The 17190-nt window shown below is 36.8% G+C and carries 20 protein-coding genes and 1 riboswitch; of the genes, 11 read left to right on the forward strand and 9 right to left on the reverse strand.

The window, feature by feature from the left end; translation table 11 throughout:
• Positions 1 to 19: 19 nt before the first annotated feature.
• The 7 genes from bioA (at position 20) to JFU20_RS21865 (ending at position 6347) form a co-directional block, all read left to right on the forward strand.
• Positions 20 to 1453 carry an adenosylmethionine--8-amino-7-oxononanoate transaminase gene (gene bioA, locus JFU20_RS21835; RefSeq protein WP_201038897.1) on the forward strand — a complete coding sequence of 478 codons (1434 nt, stop codon included), beginning with the start codon at positions 20 to 22 and terminating at the stop codon, positions 1451 to 1453.
• On the forward strand, positions 1453 to 2181 hold the full coding sequence (gene bioD, locus JFU20_RS21840) for a dethiobiotin synthase (RefSeq protein WP_201038898.1): 729 nt from the start codon (positions 1453 to 1455) through the stop codon (positions 2179 to 2181). The genes bioA and bioD overlap by 1 nt, the downstream gene beginning before the upstream one ends.
• Positions 2147 to 3334, forward strand: coding sequence for an 8-amino-7-oxononanoate synthase (gene bioF, locus JFU20_RS21845; RefSeq protein ID WP_201038899.1), 1188 nt, complete (start codon positions 2147 to 2149; stop codon positions 3332 to 3334). The genes bioD and bioF overlap by 35 nt, the downstream gene beginning before the upstream one ends.
• Positions 3331 to 4071 (forward strand): alpha/beta fold hydrolase, encoded by a 741-nt coding sequence (locus tag JFU20_RS21850; RefSeq protein ID WP_002088496.1) that lies wholly within the window; start codon positions 3331 to 3333, stop codon positions 4069 to 4071. Before bioF ends, JFU20_RS21850 begins: the two co-directional genes overlap by 4 nt.
• Positions 4037 to 4846 carry a malonyl-ACP O-methyltransferase BioC gene (gene bioC / locus JFU20_RS21855; RefSeq protein WP_012261666.1) on the forward strand — a complete coding sequence of 270 codons (810 nt, stop codon included), beginning with the start codon at positions 4037 to 4039 and terminating at the stop codon, positions 4844 to 4846. The genes JFU20_RS21850 and bioC overlap by 35 nt, the downstream gene beginning before the upstream one ends.
• A gap of 1 nt (position 4847) precedes the next feature.
• Positions 4848 to 5846 carry a biotin synthase gene (bioB, locus tag JFU20_RS21860; RefSeq protein ID WP_002014986.1) on the forward strand — a complete coding sequence of 333 codons (999 nt, stop codon included), beginning with the start codon at positions 4848 to 4850 and terminating at the stop codon, positions 5844 to 5846.
• Between the two features lie 180 nt (positions 5847 to 6026).
• Positions 6027 to 6347: a hypothetical protein gene (locus tag JFU20_RS21865; protein ID WP_002088493.1), complete on the forward strand. Its 321-nt coding sequence runs from the start codon at positions 6027 to 6029 to the stop codon at positions 6345 to 6347.
• A 23-nt stretch (positions 6348 to 6370) separates the two neighbouring features.
• On the opposite strand, the gene ribH is transcribed toward JFU20_RS21865, so the two are convergent.
• From ribH to JFU20_RS21890, 5 genes are all read right to left on the reverse strand, one after another.
• Positions 6371 to 6832 (reverse strand): 6,7-dimethyl-8-ribityllumazine synthase, encoded by a 462-nt coding sequence (ribH, locus tag JFU20_RS21870; protein ID WP_000230892.1) that lies wholly within the window; start codon positions 6830 to 6832, stop codon positions 6371 to 6373.
• Positions 6833 to 6850: 18 nt separating this feature from the next.
• Positions 6851 to 8044, reverse strand: a complete 1194-nt coding sequence (gene ribBA, locus JFU20_RS21875; protein WP_002014989.1) for a bifunctional 3,4-dihydroxy-2-butanone 4-phosphate synthase/GTP cyclohydrolase II — start codon at positions 8042 to 8044, stop codon at positions 6851 to 6853.
• Positions 8045 to 8056: 12 nt separating this feature from the next.
• On the reverse strand, positions 8057 to 8701 hold the full coding sequence (gene ribE / locus JFU20_RS21880) for a riboflavin synthase (RefSeq protein WP_002165099.1): 645 nt from the start codon (positions 8699 to 8701) through the stop codon (positions 8057 to 8059).
• Positions 8683 to 9795: a bifunctional diaminohydroxyphosphoribosylaminopyrimidine deaminase/5-amino-6-(5-phosphoribosylamino)uracil reductase RibD gene (gene ribD / locus JFU20_RS21885; RefSeq protein ID WP_002165100.1), complete on the reverse strand. Its 1113-nt coding sequence runs from the start codon at positions 9793 to 9795 to the stop codon at positions 8683 to 8685. The genes ribE and ribD overlap by 19 nt, the downstream gene beginning before the upstream one ends.
• A 310-nt stretch (positions 9796 to 10105) precedes the next feature.
• Positions 10106 to 10249, reverse strand: a riboswitch (FMN riboswitch).
• A gap of 190 nt (positions 10250 to 10439) precedes the next feature.
• On the reverse strand, positions 10440 to 10646 hold the full coding sequence (locus JFU20_RS21890; protein WP_001151582.1) for a CDGSH iron-sulfur domain-containing protein: 207 nt from the start codon (positions 10644 to 10646) through the stop codon (positions 10440 to 10442).
• Positions 10647 to 10785: 139 nt separating this feature from the next.
• Here JFU20_RS21890 and JFU20_RS21895 point away from each other — a divergent pair, with 139 nt between their 5' ends.
• Entirely contained in the window at positions 10786 to 11031 is a 246-nt protein-coding gene (locus JFU20_RS21895; protein WP_002014992.1) for a DUF2552 family protein, read from the forward strand.
• Between the two features lie 10 nt (positions 11032 to 11041).
• Here the strand turns inward: JFU20_RS21895 and JFU20_RS21900 are convergent, their stop codons facing one another.
• Positions 11042 to 11965 carry an alpha/beta hydrolase gene (locus JFU20_RS21900; protein WP_002014993.1) on the reverse strand — a complete coding sequence of 308 codons (924 nt, stop codon included), beginning with the start codon at positions 11963 to 11965 and terminating at the stop codon, positions 11042 to 11044.
• Between the two features lie 82 nt (positions 11966 to 12047).
• Between JFU20_RS21900 and JFU20_RS21905 the strand changes: the two genes are divergently transcribed.
• Both JFU20_RS21905 and JFU20_RS21910 read left to right on the forward strand, forming a co-directional pair.
• On the forward strand, positions 12048 to 12542 hold the full coding sequence (locus JFU20_RS21905) for a GNAT family N-acetyltransferase (RefSeq protein ID WP_002014994.1): 495 nt from the start codon (positions 12048 to 12050) through the stop codon (positions 12540 to 12542).
• Positions 12543 to 12790: 248 nt separating this feature from the next.
• A complete protein-coding gene (locus tag JFU20_RS21910; RefSeq protein WP_002014951.1) occupies positions 12791 to 13717 on the forward strand; it encodes a LacI family DNA-binding transcriptional regulator in 927 nt (308 codons plus the stop codon).
• 25 nt (positions 13718 to 13742) lie between these two features.
• On the opposite strand, the gene JFU20_RS21915 is transcribed toward JFU20_RS21910, so the two are convergent.
• Both JFU20_RS21915 and JFU20_RS21920 read right to left on the reverse strand, forming a co-directional pair.
• Complete coding sequence (locus JFU20_RS21915) at positions 13743 to 15062, reverse strand: Na+/H+ antiporter family protein (RefSeq protein ID WP_002014950.1); 1320 nt, start codon at positions 15060 to 15062, stop codon at positions 13743 to 13745.
• Positions 15063 to 15181: 119 nt separating this feature from the next.
• Positions 15182 to 16180, reverse strand: coding sequence for an alpha/beta fold hydrolase (locus tag JFU20_RS21920; protein ID WP_002165101.1), 999 nt, complete (start codon positions 16178 to 16180; stop codon positions 15182 to 15184).
• A 131-nt stretch (positions 16181 to 16311) separates the two neighbouring features.
• On the opposite strand from JFU20_RS21920, the gene JFU20_RS21925 reads away from it, so the two are divergent.
• Positions 16312 to 16788, forward strand: a complete 477-nt coding sequence (locus JFU20_RS21925) for a ribbon-helix-helix domain-containing protein (RefSeq protein WP_002014948.1) — start codon at positions 16312 to 16314, stop codon at positions 16786 to 16788.
• A gap of 49 nt (positions 16789 to 16837) precedes the next feature.
• Here the strand turns inward: JFU20_RS21925 and JFU20_RS21930 are convergent, their stop codons facing one another.
• Entirely contained in the window at positions 16838 to 17149 is a 312-nt protein-coding gene (locus JFU20_RS21930; protein WP_002165103.1) for a ferritin-like domain-containing protein, read from the reverse strand.
• Between the last annotated feature and the right edge of the window lie 41 nt (positions 17150 to 17190).

Raw genomic sequence — 17190 nt, forward strand, 5'->3', positions numbered from 1 at the left:
TGACAGTCATTTGTTTTTAATGTTAACTATATTTATAAAAGAGTTAACATTAGGGGTGAAAATTGTGGCTATTAATAGTAACACGAGTGAAAAATCGTCTTATACATATGAAGAATTATCGAAGAAGAATAAAGATTACGTATGGCACCCATTTACACAAATGAAAGATTATTTAGAAGAAGATCCTGTCATTATTGAACGTGGAGAGGGAAGAAAGCTATACGATGTAAATGGAAATGAATATTGGGACGGTGTTTCATCTATTTGGTTAAATGTTCATGGGCATCAAGTACCAGAACTAGATGAGGCAATTCGTGAGCAATTAAATAAAATTGCTCATTCTACTATGCTAGGACTTGCAAACGTGCCATCTATTTTATTAGCAGAAAAAATAATTGAAGTTGTACCAGAAGGTTTGAAGAAAGTATTCTATTCAGACTCTGGTTCTAGCGCCGTTGAAATTGCAATTAAGATGGCCTTTCAATATTGGCAGCATAAAGGAAAACCGAAAAAACAAAGATTTGTTACATTAAAAGAAGCATATCACGGTGATACGATAGGTGCTGTTTCAGTAGGAGCAATAGACTTGTTTCACCAAGTGTATAGTTCACTATTATTTGAGGCAATTAAAATGCCGTATCCATATACATATCGTTCTCCTTATGGAGATAATAAGGAACAAATTGTAAAGAAACATTTAGAAGAAATGGAAGAAATGCTACAAGAAAAACATGAAGAAGTAGCAGCTATTATTGTGGAGCCATTAATGCAAGGTGCTGGTGGGATGATTACAATGCCAAAAGGATACTTAAAAGGGCTTCGCGATTTATGTACAAAATACAATGTATTATTTATTACAGACGAGGTAGCGACTGGATTTGGGCGTACCGGGAAAATGTTTGCATGTGAACACGAGGATGTGACGCCAGACATTTTAACAGCCGGAAAAGGTTTAACAGGTGGTTATTTACCGGTGGCAATTACGGTAACGACAGATGAAATTTATAATGCCTTTTTAGGAGGCTATGAAGAACAAAAAACGTTTTTCCATGGTCATAGTTATACAGGGAATCCGTTAGGGTGTGCCGTAGCAATTGCAAATTTAGAACTATATGAAAAAACTAATTTAATAGAAGATGTTGCGCATAAAGCAGAATATGTAGCGGCACAATTAGAAGCTCTTAATGAATATAAGCACGTAGGAGATATTCGTCAGTGTGGGCTAATGGTTGGTATTGAACTTGTGAAGAATAAGGAAATGAAAGAATCGTTTGAATGGACAGAAAGAGTCGGCGTTCAAGTATGTAAACGTTCAAGAGAGCTGGGCATGATTTTGCGACCACTCGGTAATACGATTGTATTTATGCCTCCTCTTGCATCTACGGTGGCTGAGATTGATGAGATGTTACGCATTTTATATAAAGCAATCTCGGATGTTACGGAGGGAGAGTAATGAGTGGTTTCTTTATAGCAGCAACGGATACAGAAGTTGGCAAAACGGTAGTGACAGGAGCATTGGCAGGTATATTTCGAGAGCGTGGACATAATGTTGGTGTATATAAACCGTTGCAAAGTGGACATGTTGCATCAAATCCTGAGGGTGATGCAGCAAGATTAAAAGCATTATCGGGTGTACCGACAAAAGAAGATAAAATTTGTCCTTATTCCATTGAAGAACCACTTGCTCCGAGACTTGCTATGAAAAGAGCTGGAAGGACGGTAATGTTAAAAGAAATTACTGCTCACTATAATGAACTACTAAAAGAGTTTAATAGCCTATTGGTAGAAGGAGCTGGTGGGCTTGCCGTCCCATATACAAAAGACGCTTTAGTGATTGATTTTGCAAAAGAATTAGAGCTCCCTCTTATTGTAGTAGCGCGTCCGACACTAGGGACAGTTAATCATACTGTCTTAACAATTTCTTATGCAAAGGCACACGGTTTAACAGTAGCGGGTGTAATTTTGTCTGGTTGTAAAGAATGTGAAAAAGAAAGAGTGCAAGAAAACAAAGAAATGATTGAGGAGTTAAGTGGAGTACCTGTTTTAGGTTTATTACCATTCCTTGAAGGTGAGTTTACAAGGGAAGAATTATTGGAATCGGTAAAAGAACATATTATGATTTCAAAATTAGAGGAGCTCATCCAAAATGAATCAAATGTGGCGCACGCATCTTCAATCTAAAGTAGAACAATTAAAGGAGCAAGGGCAGTATCGTAATTTACATGTAACAGAGAAAGCGGAAGAGACATGGCTTATTCGAAATGAGAAAAGGATGCTAAATTTAGCATCAAATAATTATTTAGGGTTAGCTGGAGATGAAAGGTTGAAAGAAGCTGCTATTGTCTGCACAAAAAAATATGGAACTGGAGCGACTGCCTCTCGTCTCGTTGTAGGAAATTATCCACTGTATGAAGAGGTTGAGAGAAGTATATGTGATTGGAAAGGTACTGAAAGAGCATTAATCGTAAATAGCGGGTATACAGCAAATGTAGGTGCTATATCTGCTTTAGCCTGTCGTCACGATATGGTTTTTAGTGATAAATTAAATCACGCAAGTATTGTTGATGGAATTATATTAAGCGGAGCAGAGCATAAAAGATATCGTCATAATAATTTGGATCATTTAGAAAAGATGTTGCAAATAGCGTCACCAGAAAAGAGAAAATTAATCGTAACAGATACGATTTTTAGTATGGATGGAGATATTGCATATTTGAGAGGTTTAGTTCAGCTGAAAGAGAAATACGGGGCGATCATTATAGTTGATGAAGCACATGCAAGTGGAATATATGGAATCGGTGGAGCAGGATTATCTCATGTAGAAAAAGATATTGCTCAAAAAATTGATATACATATGGGGACGTTTAGTAAGGCTTTAGGGTGTTATGGTGCGTATTTAACGGGTGATTCCATTTATATAGAGTATTTACAAAATATGATGAGAAGCTTGATTTTTACTACAGCTTTACCACCAGGAACATTAGGGGCGATCCGAAAAGCAATTGAAATTGTGAAAGAAGATAACGAAAGAAGAGAGCGACTTATAGAGAATGGTGCATATTTCAGGACGCATTTACAAGAAGCTGGTTTTGATATTGGGAATAGCTCAACTCATATTGTACCGATTGTAGTTGGGTCAAATGAAAATACTTTACGGTTTAGTGAAAGGTTACAAGAGGTAGGTATCGCAGCCATTGCAATTCGTCCGCCGACTGTTCCGGTTGGTAGTTCTCGAGTCCGTTTTGCAGTTACGTCACAACATACAATAGCCGATTTAAAATGGGCTATTCAGCATATTATACGCATTGGTAAAGAAGAGAGGTTTTTAGTATGAAAGAGCTAAAGCTTATTTTTATTCCAGGATGGGGAATGGAAGAAGGTGTTTGGACTTTGGTTCTGCCGTATTTTAAAGGATATTCTGTTCAATGTATAGATTGGCGTAACGTGAAAGAACAAAGTGAATTTGCGGGGCGAATAATAGATGTAGCGCAGGATGAAAATGTAATTTTAGTTGGATGGTCACTAGGAGCGTTAGCGGCAGTACAAGCTTATAAAAAGATTAAGACCCAAGGTATGGTACTAATTGGTGGTACCGCTAAATTTACCAATACAAGTGACTATACAAGTGGATGGAATTCCTTGCATGTAGAACGTATGAAAAAGAATTTAACGAGAAAAAAAGAAGATACTTTGAAGCGTTTCTATGAAAATATGTTTACAAAAAGTGAGCTGAGGGAGAATACGAGTTTTGAAGAGATTGCGCAGAAGTTTAAAGGAGACTCGATTCAGTCTTTACAATTAGGCTTAGATTATTTAATAGAAACAGATATGAGAAATGAAGTAATAGATATGAAAGCCCCGCTGTTACTCCTTCATGGAGAGCAGGATGTAATATGTCCATTGTCTGCAGCCCATAGTATGGCGAATAATACGAATGCCAATCTAAAAGTAGTAAGCGGTGCTGGGCATGCATTATGTGTAACGAATTTTGAATATTGCGCAAATGAAATTATTCAATTTGTAGAGGGGATACGACATGATCAACAAAACGTTACTGCAAAAACGGTTTAACGGGGCGGCTGTATCCTACGATCAATATGCAAATGTACAAAAAAAGATGGCGCATTCGTTACTTTCTACATTGAAGGAACGATATAGTGAAACATCATCGATACGTATTTTAGAACTTGGATGCGGGACAGGATATGTAACAGAGCAATTATCAAATTTATTTCCGAAAGCTCATATTACAGCTGTGGATTTTGCTGATGAGATGATTGCAGTCGCGAAAACTAGAAAAAGTTTGGGAAATGTGATGTTTCGATGTGAAGATATTGAACAATTAAAATTAGAAAATCCATATGATGTCATCATTTCAAATGCTACATTTCAATGGCTTAATGATTTAAAAGAGACAGTGAAAAATTTATTTAACTATTTGTCTGAAGAAGGAATATTATTATTTTCCACGTTTGGTAATACGACTTTTCAAGAATTGCATACGTCTTTTCAGCGTGCTAAGAAAGAAAAGGGGATACACAATTGTACTTCAATAGGACAACGATTCGTTTCGAAAGAACAGTTAGTGAATATATGCAAAAATCCATTAGGAAATGTACATGTTTCTGAAACATGTTACATAGAAAGCTTTACAGAAGTTAGGGAGTTTCTACATTCTATTCGAAAAGTAGGGGCAACCAATAGTAATGAAGAGTCTTACTGTCAAAGCCCTTCACTCTTTCGTACGATGCTTCGTATATACGAAAGAGACTTCACGGGAAAAGAAGGGATAATGGCAACATATCATGCTTTATTTACGTATATAACAAAAGAGGGGAAGAGATGAAATGAAACAAGTACAAACAAAAAGGGATTGGAAAAAACTTGCATACGACGTAGTAGAAGAGAAAATGATTACGAAAGAAGATGCAATTGCAATATTAGAAGCTGATGATACAGAGGTTTTAGAAATTATGAATGCAGCTTACATCATTCGCCATCATCATTTTGGTAAGAAAGTAAAGTTGAACATGATTATAAATACGAAATCTGGATTATGTCCTGAAGATTGCGGGTATTGTTCACAGTCTATTATTTCAGAAGCACCGATTGATAAGTATGCATGGTTAACACAAGAGAAAATTGTTGAAGGAGCGCACGAAGCAATTCGTCGTAAAGCAGGTACATATTGTATTGTTGCATCTGGTCGTCGTCCGACGAATAAAGAAGTAAATCACGTTATTGGAGCAGTTAAGGAAATTCGTGAAACGACAGATTTAAAAATTTGCTGTTGTTTAGGATTTTTAAATGAAGATCAAGCAGGTCAGTTAGCAGAAGCTGGTGTGCATCGTTATAATCACAATTTAAATACGCATGCCAACAATTATGATAGCATTTGTTCAACGCATACGTATGACGATCGTGTTGATACAGTCCAAAAAGCGAAGCAAGCCGGTATTTCTCCATGCTCTGGAGCAATTTTCGGAATGGGAGAAACGATTGAACAGCGCGCTGAAATTGCATTTGAATTACAACGTTTAGATGCGGATTCTATTCCATGTAATTTCCTTGTTGCTGTAAAGGGTACTCCGCTTGAAGGACAAAAAGAATTAACACCTGTAGAATGTTTAAAAGTGCTGGCGATGATGCGTTTTGTAAATCCAACAAAAGAAATTCGTATTTCAGGTGGTCGAGAACTTAATTTACGTTCTGTACAGCCACTTGGTTTATTTGCAGCAAACTCTATCTTTGTCGGGGACTATTTAACAACAGCTGGACAAGAGCCGACTGCGGACTGGGGTATGATTGAAGATTTAGGATTTGAGATTGAAGAATGTGCGCTATAAGATAGATGAAAAGCAAACTCTTTAAAGGGTTTGCTTTTTTTGTAAATAAAATGTAATAAAAGTCCATTAACGCTTGATAGTAGTCACTTTTGGACGAGAAAAATAATTTTGTGGACGAATTTTCCAAGCCCTAATTGTACATAGTAAAAATGTAATTTATATCGGGTTGGAGGATTTTACATGTACAAATACATATTAACTATTATGACCTGTCTGATTCTAATAAAAGCGATAAGTGCTGATCCAGTTAAGGCGGCTGAAAATCCTGAACAAAAAGAAATGCAACAAAGAATTGAACAGCATTTTCGAACGAAAGCTGAACATTTTGGGCTTGAAACAGAAGGAAAAGATTTAAAAGAAGTGAGGAAGGAAATTTCTATTATAGAAGAAGCGGAAAAGAGAGAAAATGTGTGGAGAACAGCACAAGCTCTTCGTATAAAAACAGAAGGAAAAACGATGGATGAATTAATAGAAGATGTACGAAAAAAGGTGAGAAAATAAAAAAAGAGGCCGTAGCCTCTTTTTTAAGCCCATTGTTTTGATAAATGAGCCATTTCGATCGCAGCAACTGCCGATTCATATCCTTTATTACCAGCTTTTGTACCTGCACGTTCAATCGCTTGTTCAATTGTTTCTGTCGTTAATACACCGAAAATAACTGGAATGTCCGTTTGTAGTGATAAAGACGCAACACCTTTTGCTACTTCATTACAAACGTAATCGTAATGTGTTGTAGCACCGCGAATTACTGTACCTAATGTAATAACAGCATCATATTTTCCGCTATTGGCCATCTTTTTAGCGATTAAAGGAATTTCAAATGCACCAGGAACCCATGCAACATCAATATCATTCTCTTCTACACCGTGACGCTTTAATCCATCTAAAGCTCCGCCAAGTAACTTACTTGTAATAAACTCATTAAAACGTCCAACAACAACCCCAACTTTTAATCCTGTACCAACTAAATGACCTTCGAATACCATAATGTATCTCTCCCTTAATTATAAGTTTAGTAAATGTCCTAATTTGCTTGCTTTCGTTTGTAAATACGTTTTATTTTCTTCTTTTGTTGGCATTTGCAAAGGTACACGCTCGGTTACTTCTAAATCGTAACCTTGTAAGCCAGCAATTTTTCGTGGATTATTCGTTAATAATCGTAAACTTTGTAAGCCTAAATCTTTTAAAATTTGAGCGCCAATACCGTAATCACGAAGATCAGCTGGGAACCCAAGTTTTTCATTTGCTTCTACAGTATCTAACCCTTCTTCTTGTAACTTATAAGCGCGAAGCTTATTCAGAAGGCCAATGCCTCGTCCTTCTTGTCTCATATAGAGAAGAACACCTTTTCCTTCACGCTCAATTTGAGCAAGTGCAGCATGTAGCTGTGGTCCGCAATCACAGCGGCACGAACCAAATACATCTCCTGTTAAGCATTCTGAATGAACGCGTACAAGTACAGGTTCGCCTGTTGAAATATCACCTTTTACGAGCGCGATATGTTCTTTCATATCTAATGAGTTAGAATAGCCAATTGCATGGAAAGTACCGAAATCTGTAGGTAATGTAATTTCCACTTCTCTCGTCACAAGTGTTTCGTGATGGCTGCGATAAGCAATTAAATCTTCTATTGTAATCATTTTTATATCAAATTGTTTTGCGCACTCTAGTAAATCAGGTACACGTGCCATCGTACCGTCCTCATTAATAATTTCGCAAATGACTCCAGCTGGTTCTGCTCCGCAAAGTTTGGCTAAATCGACAGCGGCTTCTGTATGACCAGCACGGCGCAGTACACCGCCTTCTTTCGCAATTAATGGAAAGATATGTCCAGGGCGATTGAAATCAGCGCCTTTTGATGCAGGGTTTAACAATTCTTGTATCGTAGTTGCACGTTCATGAGCGCTAATCCCTGTTGTTGTAGAAACATGATCAATGCTCACTGTAAACGCAGTGTGATGTGAATCTGTATTATGAGATACCATTGGTTCTAACTGTAGACGTTCTGCGTACTCCTCCGTAATGGGTACACAAACGAGACCACGACCGTGTGTAATCATAAAATTAATCGTTTCTGGTGTAATGTACTCTGCTAAAGCAATAAAATCGCCTTCATTTTCTCGGTTTTCATCATCACATACGATAACAACTTTTCCTTGTTTTAAATCTTCTAGAGCTTCTTCAATACGATGAAACATTGTGCTTCCTCCTTATAGAAATCCGTTTTCTTGTAAAAAGCTTTCGGTCATTGAACCAGTTCTTTTTGCGGGCTTTGAAATAAAGCGTTCAATATATTTTCCAATCATGTCACACTCAATGTTTACGATGTCCCCGGCTTTTTTTTCTCCGATTATAGACTCGCTTACTGTGTGGGGGATGAGTGAAATTGTAATTGAAGATTCATCTATATCAAATATTGTTAAGCTAGTGCCATCAACAGCAACGGATCCTTTATGCAAACAATAGCGTAGTAATTCATCAGAAATTGCTATTTTGTAATAGATGGCATTGTAATGTTGTTTTTTAGTTAAAATCGTACCGATGCCATCGATATGTCCGGTGACGAAATGTCCACCGAATCGTCCGTTTGCAGCCATCGCCCGTTCTAAATTCACTTTGGCACTGGGCTTTAGCATACGAAGTGATGTTGCTTTCATTGTTTCAGGCATTGCGTCGACAGTGAATGAAGTAGTCGTAAAAGTAGTTACTGTTAAGCAAATGCCGTTAATTGCGATACTATCACCTAATTTGACATCCGATAAAATTTGATTTGCGCTAATAGTTAGCTTCATTGCTTCACCACTTTGAGTCATGCTTGATATCGTTCCTAACTCTTCTACGATTCCTGTAAACATTCCGTCACCTCGCTTTTTAAGGTTGCAACAATTTTTATATCATTACCGATTTGTTTCATCTCTTGAATTGTTAAGGAAAGTGCATCTTGTAACTTCGAAAAACCAGCTCCGCCAAATAAGGTGGGTGCATCTTTTCCACCAATTAATTTCGGGCTTATATAGGTCACGATTTCATTAAAACTATTTGTTTTTAAGAAGTTTGCATGCACCGTTTGACCACCTTCAACGAACAGAGAAAGAATTTGTTTCTCACCGAGTAGGGATAGGACATCTTGTATTTCAATTTGCTGTGTTTTCATTTGGAATACAGCTATATTGTTAGATTCATAAGACGCTATTTTCTCTTTGTTTACATCCTTACCGACAATAATCCATGTCGGAGTTAAGCCATCTGTTATGACATGAGAAGATGGCGGCGTTCGTAAGTGGGTATCTAAAATAACGCGTATAGGATGTTTACCACCGTTTGGAATTCGTGTTGTTAAGTGTGGATTATCAGTTAGAACTGTATTCACACCGACTAGGATAGCATCATGTATATGACGATATTGGTGAACGTCAGCGCGTGCTTCTTCGCCTGTAATCCACTTACTTTCACCGGTTACAGTTGCTGTTTTTCCATCTAAGCTCATTGCTGTTTTTATTGTTACAAAGGGACGTTTCGTTTTCATATAGTGAAAAAAGTATCGATTTAATAAAGTGGCTTCCGCATCAAGAACACCAGTAGTTACCTCGATTCCAACTTCTTCTAATCTCCTTTTTCCATTTCCGGAAACGAGTGGATTGCAATCAAGAGTAGCAATTACAACACGCTGAACTCCTTTTTCAATGAGTAATTCACAGCAAGGGGGTGTTTTTCCAAAATGGCTACACGGTTCAAGTGTTACATAAACGGTAGCGTCTTTTGCTCTTTCACCAGCCATGTGAAGAGCATGAACTTCAGCATGTTCTTCACCAGCACGCATGTGGGCACCCATTCCAACGATTTTCCCATCTTTAACAACAACGGCACCAACCATAGGATTTGGGCTTGTTTGTCCCGATGTTCCTTGTGCTAACTGCAAGGCGATCCTCATATATTCTTGATCTGTCATTCTTTTCACCTCTCCTGAAAAAATCAAAAAACCCCAAGGATTTTATATCCTTGGGGTTTGGGAGACGTGATTTCTAGAAATATAGTTCGAATACGAAAGTATAGGAAAGAAACCTAACGATGACTGATATTTTGGCATAAGGAAAAAAAACTAGCAAAATATCAAATTCTTTCAACGCTAGTCGTATCTTTTTATTTCAGTATAGAAACATAAGTATACAAAATAAAACATATATAAAGATTCAAAATGAAACTTTAAAAATATGCATACTGAAATAAAAGTGTATTCGCTATATAAAATTACTAGAAAACATATCCTTCTCCCATCCAGACTATACTGTCGGCCCTAGAGTTTCACTAGATCCACCGTTTTCGCGTTGAAAACGGGTCACGGACTTAGAAGCTATCGCTTCATCACCGCCGGTTGGGAATTTCACCCGACCCCGAAGGATGTTGTTTGCTCACATTATAGCACAAAAAAGAAAAAAGCATAGTAAAAAATGTTCGAATGTGAAGAATTGTTTGAAAATATATACCGATTTGAATGGGGAAGAAAGTAATAGAAATGTTGAAAGGGGAAGGGCTGTATAGGCTTTGATCAAAAGAAAAAACATACACAAATAAATGTGCATGCTCTTTAAATATTTATTCTGCCTCTGGTGCTCTAACAACAGACTCGAATTTTCCTTTATGCGAAGCATCGCAATAAGGCATGTTTTTTGATAAACCACAACGACATAAAGAAAATGCTGGTTTTGCTGGGAATACATTCCCTTGTGAGTCAACTAATTCCACGTCCCCTGTAACGCGAAAAGAGCCATTATCATTCACTTTAATTTGTACTTTTGCCAACGTTATCCCTCCTTTCCAAACGCTTACTCTCATCATATAATTAGGGAGAGTACTTGACAATATAAAAAGAGCACTTTGTTTGAGAGAGAAGAGAGTGTTATAATAGTTTTTATAACTGACTAGAGTAAGGTGACGAAAGATGGATAAAAAATTACACACACTACAAAATATTGCAAATGAGCGCACATGGGCATCATTTTTGAATGATAATCATCCATATAGTTTACTTCATTGGTCAATCGCAGGTGTAGGACAAGAACCGAAAGATGTTTGGTTACTTCAAGATGAGGTAACTTTTCAAACGACGGAATTCCCAACGCTAGACGAGGCAGTAAAGTGGATTTCTGAAAATATGGAACAAGTTACAGACGTTTTAGCGCAGTAAAAAAACAGGCTTATGCAAGCCTGTTTTTTGTTTCTTTTACATATGTGTTTAAAAATTGATCGATGGCATCTTCGTACTCTTCTTTATTTTCATTATAAGAGCAAGCGTGTGCACCATGTTCTGCAATATAAAGCTGTTTATTATTTTCTTTCGCTTCATAAAGTGATTTCGTCATATCAGATAAAATATAGTCATCATCTTTACTATGAATAAAGAGAACCGGATTGTTAATGTTTTTTATACAATCAATTGGTGAAACTTCACGAATTGTATAGCCATCACGAACTTTTAAAAAGGCATTTGCTAAAGGTAACAAAGGCCATTTTGGCAAATGAAACTCAACTTTCAAACGATGTTGTAACTGTCCATAAAAATCAGAGAAAGGACAATCAGCAATATAAAAATCAGCACCATCTTCTACAAGTCCTGCATATTGAAGAAGAGTTGCAGCACCCATAGATTCACCATGAATTCCGAGTGTAATATTCGTTCCGAAACGATCTTTTAGCCAGTCAACTACTGACTTTAAATCATGTTTTTCATAATAGCCATAACTTGTTGTTTTACCACCGGTTTTACCATGACGGCGATGATCATAAATAAATACGTTATATCCTCTATTTAAAAATAAGTTTGCATATTTAACGGAATTCATTTTATTTACAGTCACACCGTGGCAAAAAATCATAAATTTATTGGAATGACCAGCTGGCATGTAATATCCGTGAAGTTCGTATCCGAATTGAGAAGGGATGTGAACCTCTTCTTTTTGAATAGCCTTAAAATCGTCCAAATGAAAATGCTTTTTCGTTTCGCGTTCTAAAACTTCTTCCTCTGTTTTTTTCTTCAAGTACATAACTTTATTTGTAAAGAAAATCCCAATCGCAGTTAGTGCACCTAGTATAGTAAACAATGCTGTAAAAAAACGTTTCATACTTTACCTCATCCTCCAAATACCTCTACATGTGATACACTAACATTGTATCACAATGATATGAAAAGGGGAGAAATCGTGTATGGTTCATATACAAAAAATCACACCAGAAATGAAAGAAGCAATTCAGGATTTTATGTGTGAAAACTGGGGAAGCTCAATGATGGTCTCGCGAGGCAGAGTACATCAATTAGAAGAATTACCTGGTTTTATTGCGCTTAGAAATAACAGAATAGTGGGAATTATAACATGTAAAGTGATAGAAAACATGTGTGAAATTGTATCGTTAAATAGTTTTGAGGAAGGGAAGGGGATTGGTACAAAACTGGTGGATTATGTATTGCGAGTGGCAAAAGAGAACGAATGTAAAAAAGTGTGGCTTATTACGACGAATGATAATATGAACGCACTTCGTTTTTATCAAAAACGTAACTTCATGATGACGAACTTGTATATTGATGCGGTAAAGGAAGCACGAAAAATAAAGAAAGAAATTCCGTTTATTGGTTATGATAATATCGCGATTTCACATGAAATTCAGCTGGAGTATATTTTCTCCCGCATTAACGGGCAGTAAAACTCCCACCTCAAAATTCAGTTGGAGCAAAGAAGTTAGGTGGGAGATCCACTGCCCGTAAACGCCCGATTGGTTCAACTAATAATCAGTGGGGGATGAACAAAACCCCCACTGATTAAAGTTTCACTTTATGAGTAGAGTGGAAATTGTGTAACAATTTTCAGAAATATAAAACAATAACCTTGACGAATGTTATATTTTGGTTTAATTTAAAATTGTAATCTATTACCATATTAAGGGGTGACGATGTGGCAACTATACGTGATGTTGCAAAATTGGCCGGTGTTTCAGTCGCAACCGTTTCAAGAGTCATTAACGAAAAAGGATATGTCCATGAAGATACGGTGAAACAAGTAAAAAAAGCAATTGAAGAATTACATTATAGACCGAATGCTACAGCAAAGCCTTTATTTAAACAGCCTTCAACGGTGATTGCATTACTTGTAGATAATTTGCATAATCCATCATACATCACTTTGCTCCGTTTCGTTGAGGAAATAGCATACAAAGAAGGGTATCAAGTAATAGTTTGTAATATAGAAAATAAGAATAGATACATAGATATGTTGGAACAAAATAACATTGCAGGCGTTATAATGACGAAATCTGTTTTTCGAAGTATAGGAGAAATCTCACTTCCTTTCGCTGTGCTTGAAGAACGACAATCTCTTATGAGCTATTATGAAAGTGGACAGAAAGCTGTTTCTTTATTAAAAGAGAAAGGCTGCCAGTTTCTTGCTTATATCGGTGAGGGAGTAGAGAGTGAAGAAATGGAAGAGCATGTGGCAGGATTTCTAGATACTGCTTGGAAAGAAGGACTTTCTTATCGAGAGGAAATTGTACAAGGGTATACGAATCAACAGTTTCTTGAATTGTTACAAAAGCATCCATACATAGATGGGGTTGTAGCTTCAAGTGATAAGGTCGCTATTGAGCTAATCAGGGCGGCGAAAACTCTTAATATTCATATACCAGGTAAGTTACAAATCATTGGATTTAACGGGAGTGTAGAGGGTGAATGGATAAGTCCATCATTAACGACGATTGGAAGTTATATCGAAGAAAATGGGGAAATAGCTTTTCAACAGTTAATAGGAAAAATAAAGAAGAAACAAGTGCGACAAGAAGAAGTGGAAACAGAATTTAGGTGCATTGAGAGAGAAACAACAAAGTAAAAGGTGCGTTTTTAAAACGCACCTTTTATAGTGTAATTGCGGCAATAAAGCCGAATATAAGTAACGGTATATTATAGTGTAGAAATGTTGGGACACATGTATCCCATATATGATGGTGCTGACCATCAGCATTTAAACCGGACGTTGGTCCAAGTGTACTATCAGATGCTGGAGAACCTGCATCACCAAGTGCACCGGCTGTACCGATAATTGCGATTGTAGCCATGGGACTAAATCCGAGCTGGACGCATAATGGTACGAAAATTGTTGTTAAGATTGGGATGGTTGAAAAGGAAGAGCCAATTCCCATCGTAACGAGAAGTCCAATAATGAGCATAAGAAATGCAGCAAGCGGTTTATTATTTCCGATTATATGTGCACTCGTTTGCACAAGAGATTCAACATGTCCAGTTTTTCGAAGAACAGCTCCAAATCCAGCGGCAGAAATCATAACAAATCCGATAAAGGACATCATACGCATTCCACTCGTTAAAATAGCATCGGCTTCTTTAAGAGGGAGGCTACCGCTAACTGATAAGACGATAATACCTGCTAAAGCACCAAAAATCATTGATTCTGTTGCTAATTGCACAGTTAATGTAGCGAGTATTGATAATAAACCCAAAGTAATGCTTCTTTTCGTATAGGGAACGATTTCATTCTGTGCAGAATGAATTTGTTCTGTCTCATATGTACGTGGTTTTCGGTATGTAATGAAAACCGCTACACATAATCCGATAATCATACCGATTGCTGGAATAGTCATCGCTTTTGGAATAAGTGCGACATCAAATGTAAGACCGCTTTGCGCAGCATTTGTTTGCAATACGTCATGATAAATTTTTCCGAACCCTGCTGGAACCCACATGTAAGGGGTAATTAACCCAAATGTAATAAGACATGTTACAAGCCTACGATCCACCCTCAGCTCATTTAATACTTTTAAAAGTGCTGGAATTAAGATTGGGATGAAGGCGATATGAACAGGGATAATATTTTGTGAGAAACAAGCCATTGTTAAAATGATAAATAATATAAGTATTTTAGAATAGACTTGTTTTTTCGTGTCTTGTTCGTTGCCGATCCATTTTAAAGCTGATTGGATCATTGCATCAGGAAGTCCTGTTTTTGAAAGGGAAATAGCAAATCCACCGAGCATTGCGTAGCTTAATGCGATAGGAGCACTGTTCCCAAGACCGGCTGTAAAAGTACTAATTGTTTCTGAAATACCGAGTCCGCCGATAAGTCCGCCTGTTAAAGCTCCAACGATAATGGCGACAATGACTTGGACACGTAACAAACTAAGCAGTAGCATGACTGCTACTGCGATGAGTACAGCGTTCATAATAAATGTAATCTCCCTAATTTTTATTCTGTTAAGGCAAGCAAGTGTTTGTAGTGACATATACTTGCGACATATCATTATAAAATGTTTTCTATGAAATGTAAAAGCGCCTTTTGTTATTAATGTTGAAAAGATAGTTCTTGTTTAATTGATTGTAAAGATTTAGCGAATAACTCAGGCTCTTCTAAATCTGGAGAATGTGCCGAGTTTGGAAACCAAATCATCTTTTTAATAGGAGCTTGAATGATATCGCAATATTGTTGAACGAGTGCATAAGGAGTTTGATAATCATAGCGACCAGAACAAAAATAAACAGGAATAGATAAACTTGAAATAGATGAAAAGAAATCGATTGTCAGCATCTCTTCCCATAAAACTCCGGATTTTAAATTTCCTGCGAGAAATTTGAACCAATCTAATAGCGTATATTCAGGAGAAAAGAAGCCTTTTCGTATGAAAGAAAAGGAAGATCCATTTTGGATTGCTCCTCCGAATGTACCAAGCCACTTTCTTTGAATAATGAGGCGTCTCGTATCTAAAAAGGGTGGTTTCCCTAATTTTAAAAGAGAAGCTAATGCCTTTTTATGGTCATGTTTTTTGGCAGAGCTAATTAAATGTTGATATAGTAATTCTTCATTTTGCTTCATATGTACGATTTGACCGATGCCGATGTATGCTTCTATATATTCGGGACATTGATTAGCGATTTGTAGTCCGATAATACTTCCCCAAGAATGACCAGCGAGAAATAGTTTTTGCTTATTAAAGCGCTTGAGAAGATATTGAATAACCTTTTTTGCATCTGAAAAAAATTGATCAATCGTAAGATTTGTTTGGATGTCCCGCCATAAAAAGGATTTACCTGCCCCTCGCTGATCCCAATTAATAACGATAAAGTGCTTTTCTAACTCTTTTTGAAAATGGCGAATAAAGCCGATTTGTGCCATACCAGGACCGCCGTGACAGCATAATAAAATAGGCTGTTCCACGTTTTGGCCGCGTATAAGGAGAGATTGTTTCCGGTCATTAATCATAACGCTTTCTATCGTAGCGATACTGTTAGAGATTAGTTGCTTCTTTTCGTTGTAAAACTGAGGGGTATGGCTACGAAAAAGCATATGTAAACCTCCTTTTCTTAAATGGTATGAATCGCACAGGCTCTTTCTTTTGCATATACTACTAGAAAATCATTGTATCATAACATACTGGTTTGATTTCAAGTTTAGGCGATTAAGAGAGGAGGGAGAATGTGACGATTGGAGAAATTATTGATTCTTTAAATAGACGCGAATCAATCGCTATTATAGCGAAACGGCTTGAAATGAGCCCATATACATTATCAAAGAAATTAAGGGTGATTGGATATGAATATGATGGAGAGCAGAAAAAACGTATCTTTATAGGTGATGGCGAAGAGCCACGTCATTTGCAAATCCAAGAAGCTACTGCCCTTCAATATGCAAAAACAGACTATCAATTACTAATTTATGAACAATTACAAAGCATTTATGAATTGCTAAGAAAAAGAGAAGAAGTAAGTGTTCAAATTATAAGTAAGAGCACAGAGAAAAAGAAACGAACCTTTTCGATTAATATAGAAGTATTAGCAAGACTAGATGTTATATCGGAATCAAAAGGGATTCAAAAGTCTAAAATTGTAGAAGAAGCACTACAGGAATTTTTGCAACGGTATGATGTTAATCATGAAACGTATCCAGAGAAATAAAAGAAAGGATACTATGTTCCATATAAGAGCGTGTATCCTTTCTTTTATTTCATTTTTTATTTTGTTTCGAAAAGTAATATAGGAACCAAACGGCATGATTTTGTTCATTAGCTGCTGCGCGCCGAAATGTTTCTTTCACTTGTTGATTTGTCGTTTCGTCAGCAATTTCTAAGTAAAAATCAACTGTTCGTTGCTCATCTTGCCGAATTTCAAGGATTTGAGTTCGTTCATTTATGTCTGGAGCTAAAGTAGCTAATCTAGCATGAAAATGAATGGCGCTATATTCTCCGTTAATTGCTTTCTCAATACTACGAATGTGTTTGTCGATACAATGTATCGTCATTGTTTGATAGAAATACATACAAATTTCCCCATTATATAGTTTTCTATATACTACGAAGA

Origin of the sequence: Bacillus sp. TH30 (genome assembly GCF_016650875.1) — a bacterium.
GTDB lineage: Bacteria > Bacillota > Bacilli > Bacillales > Bacillaceae_G > Bacillus_A > Bacillus_A mycoides.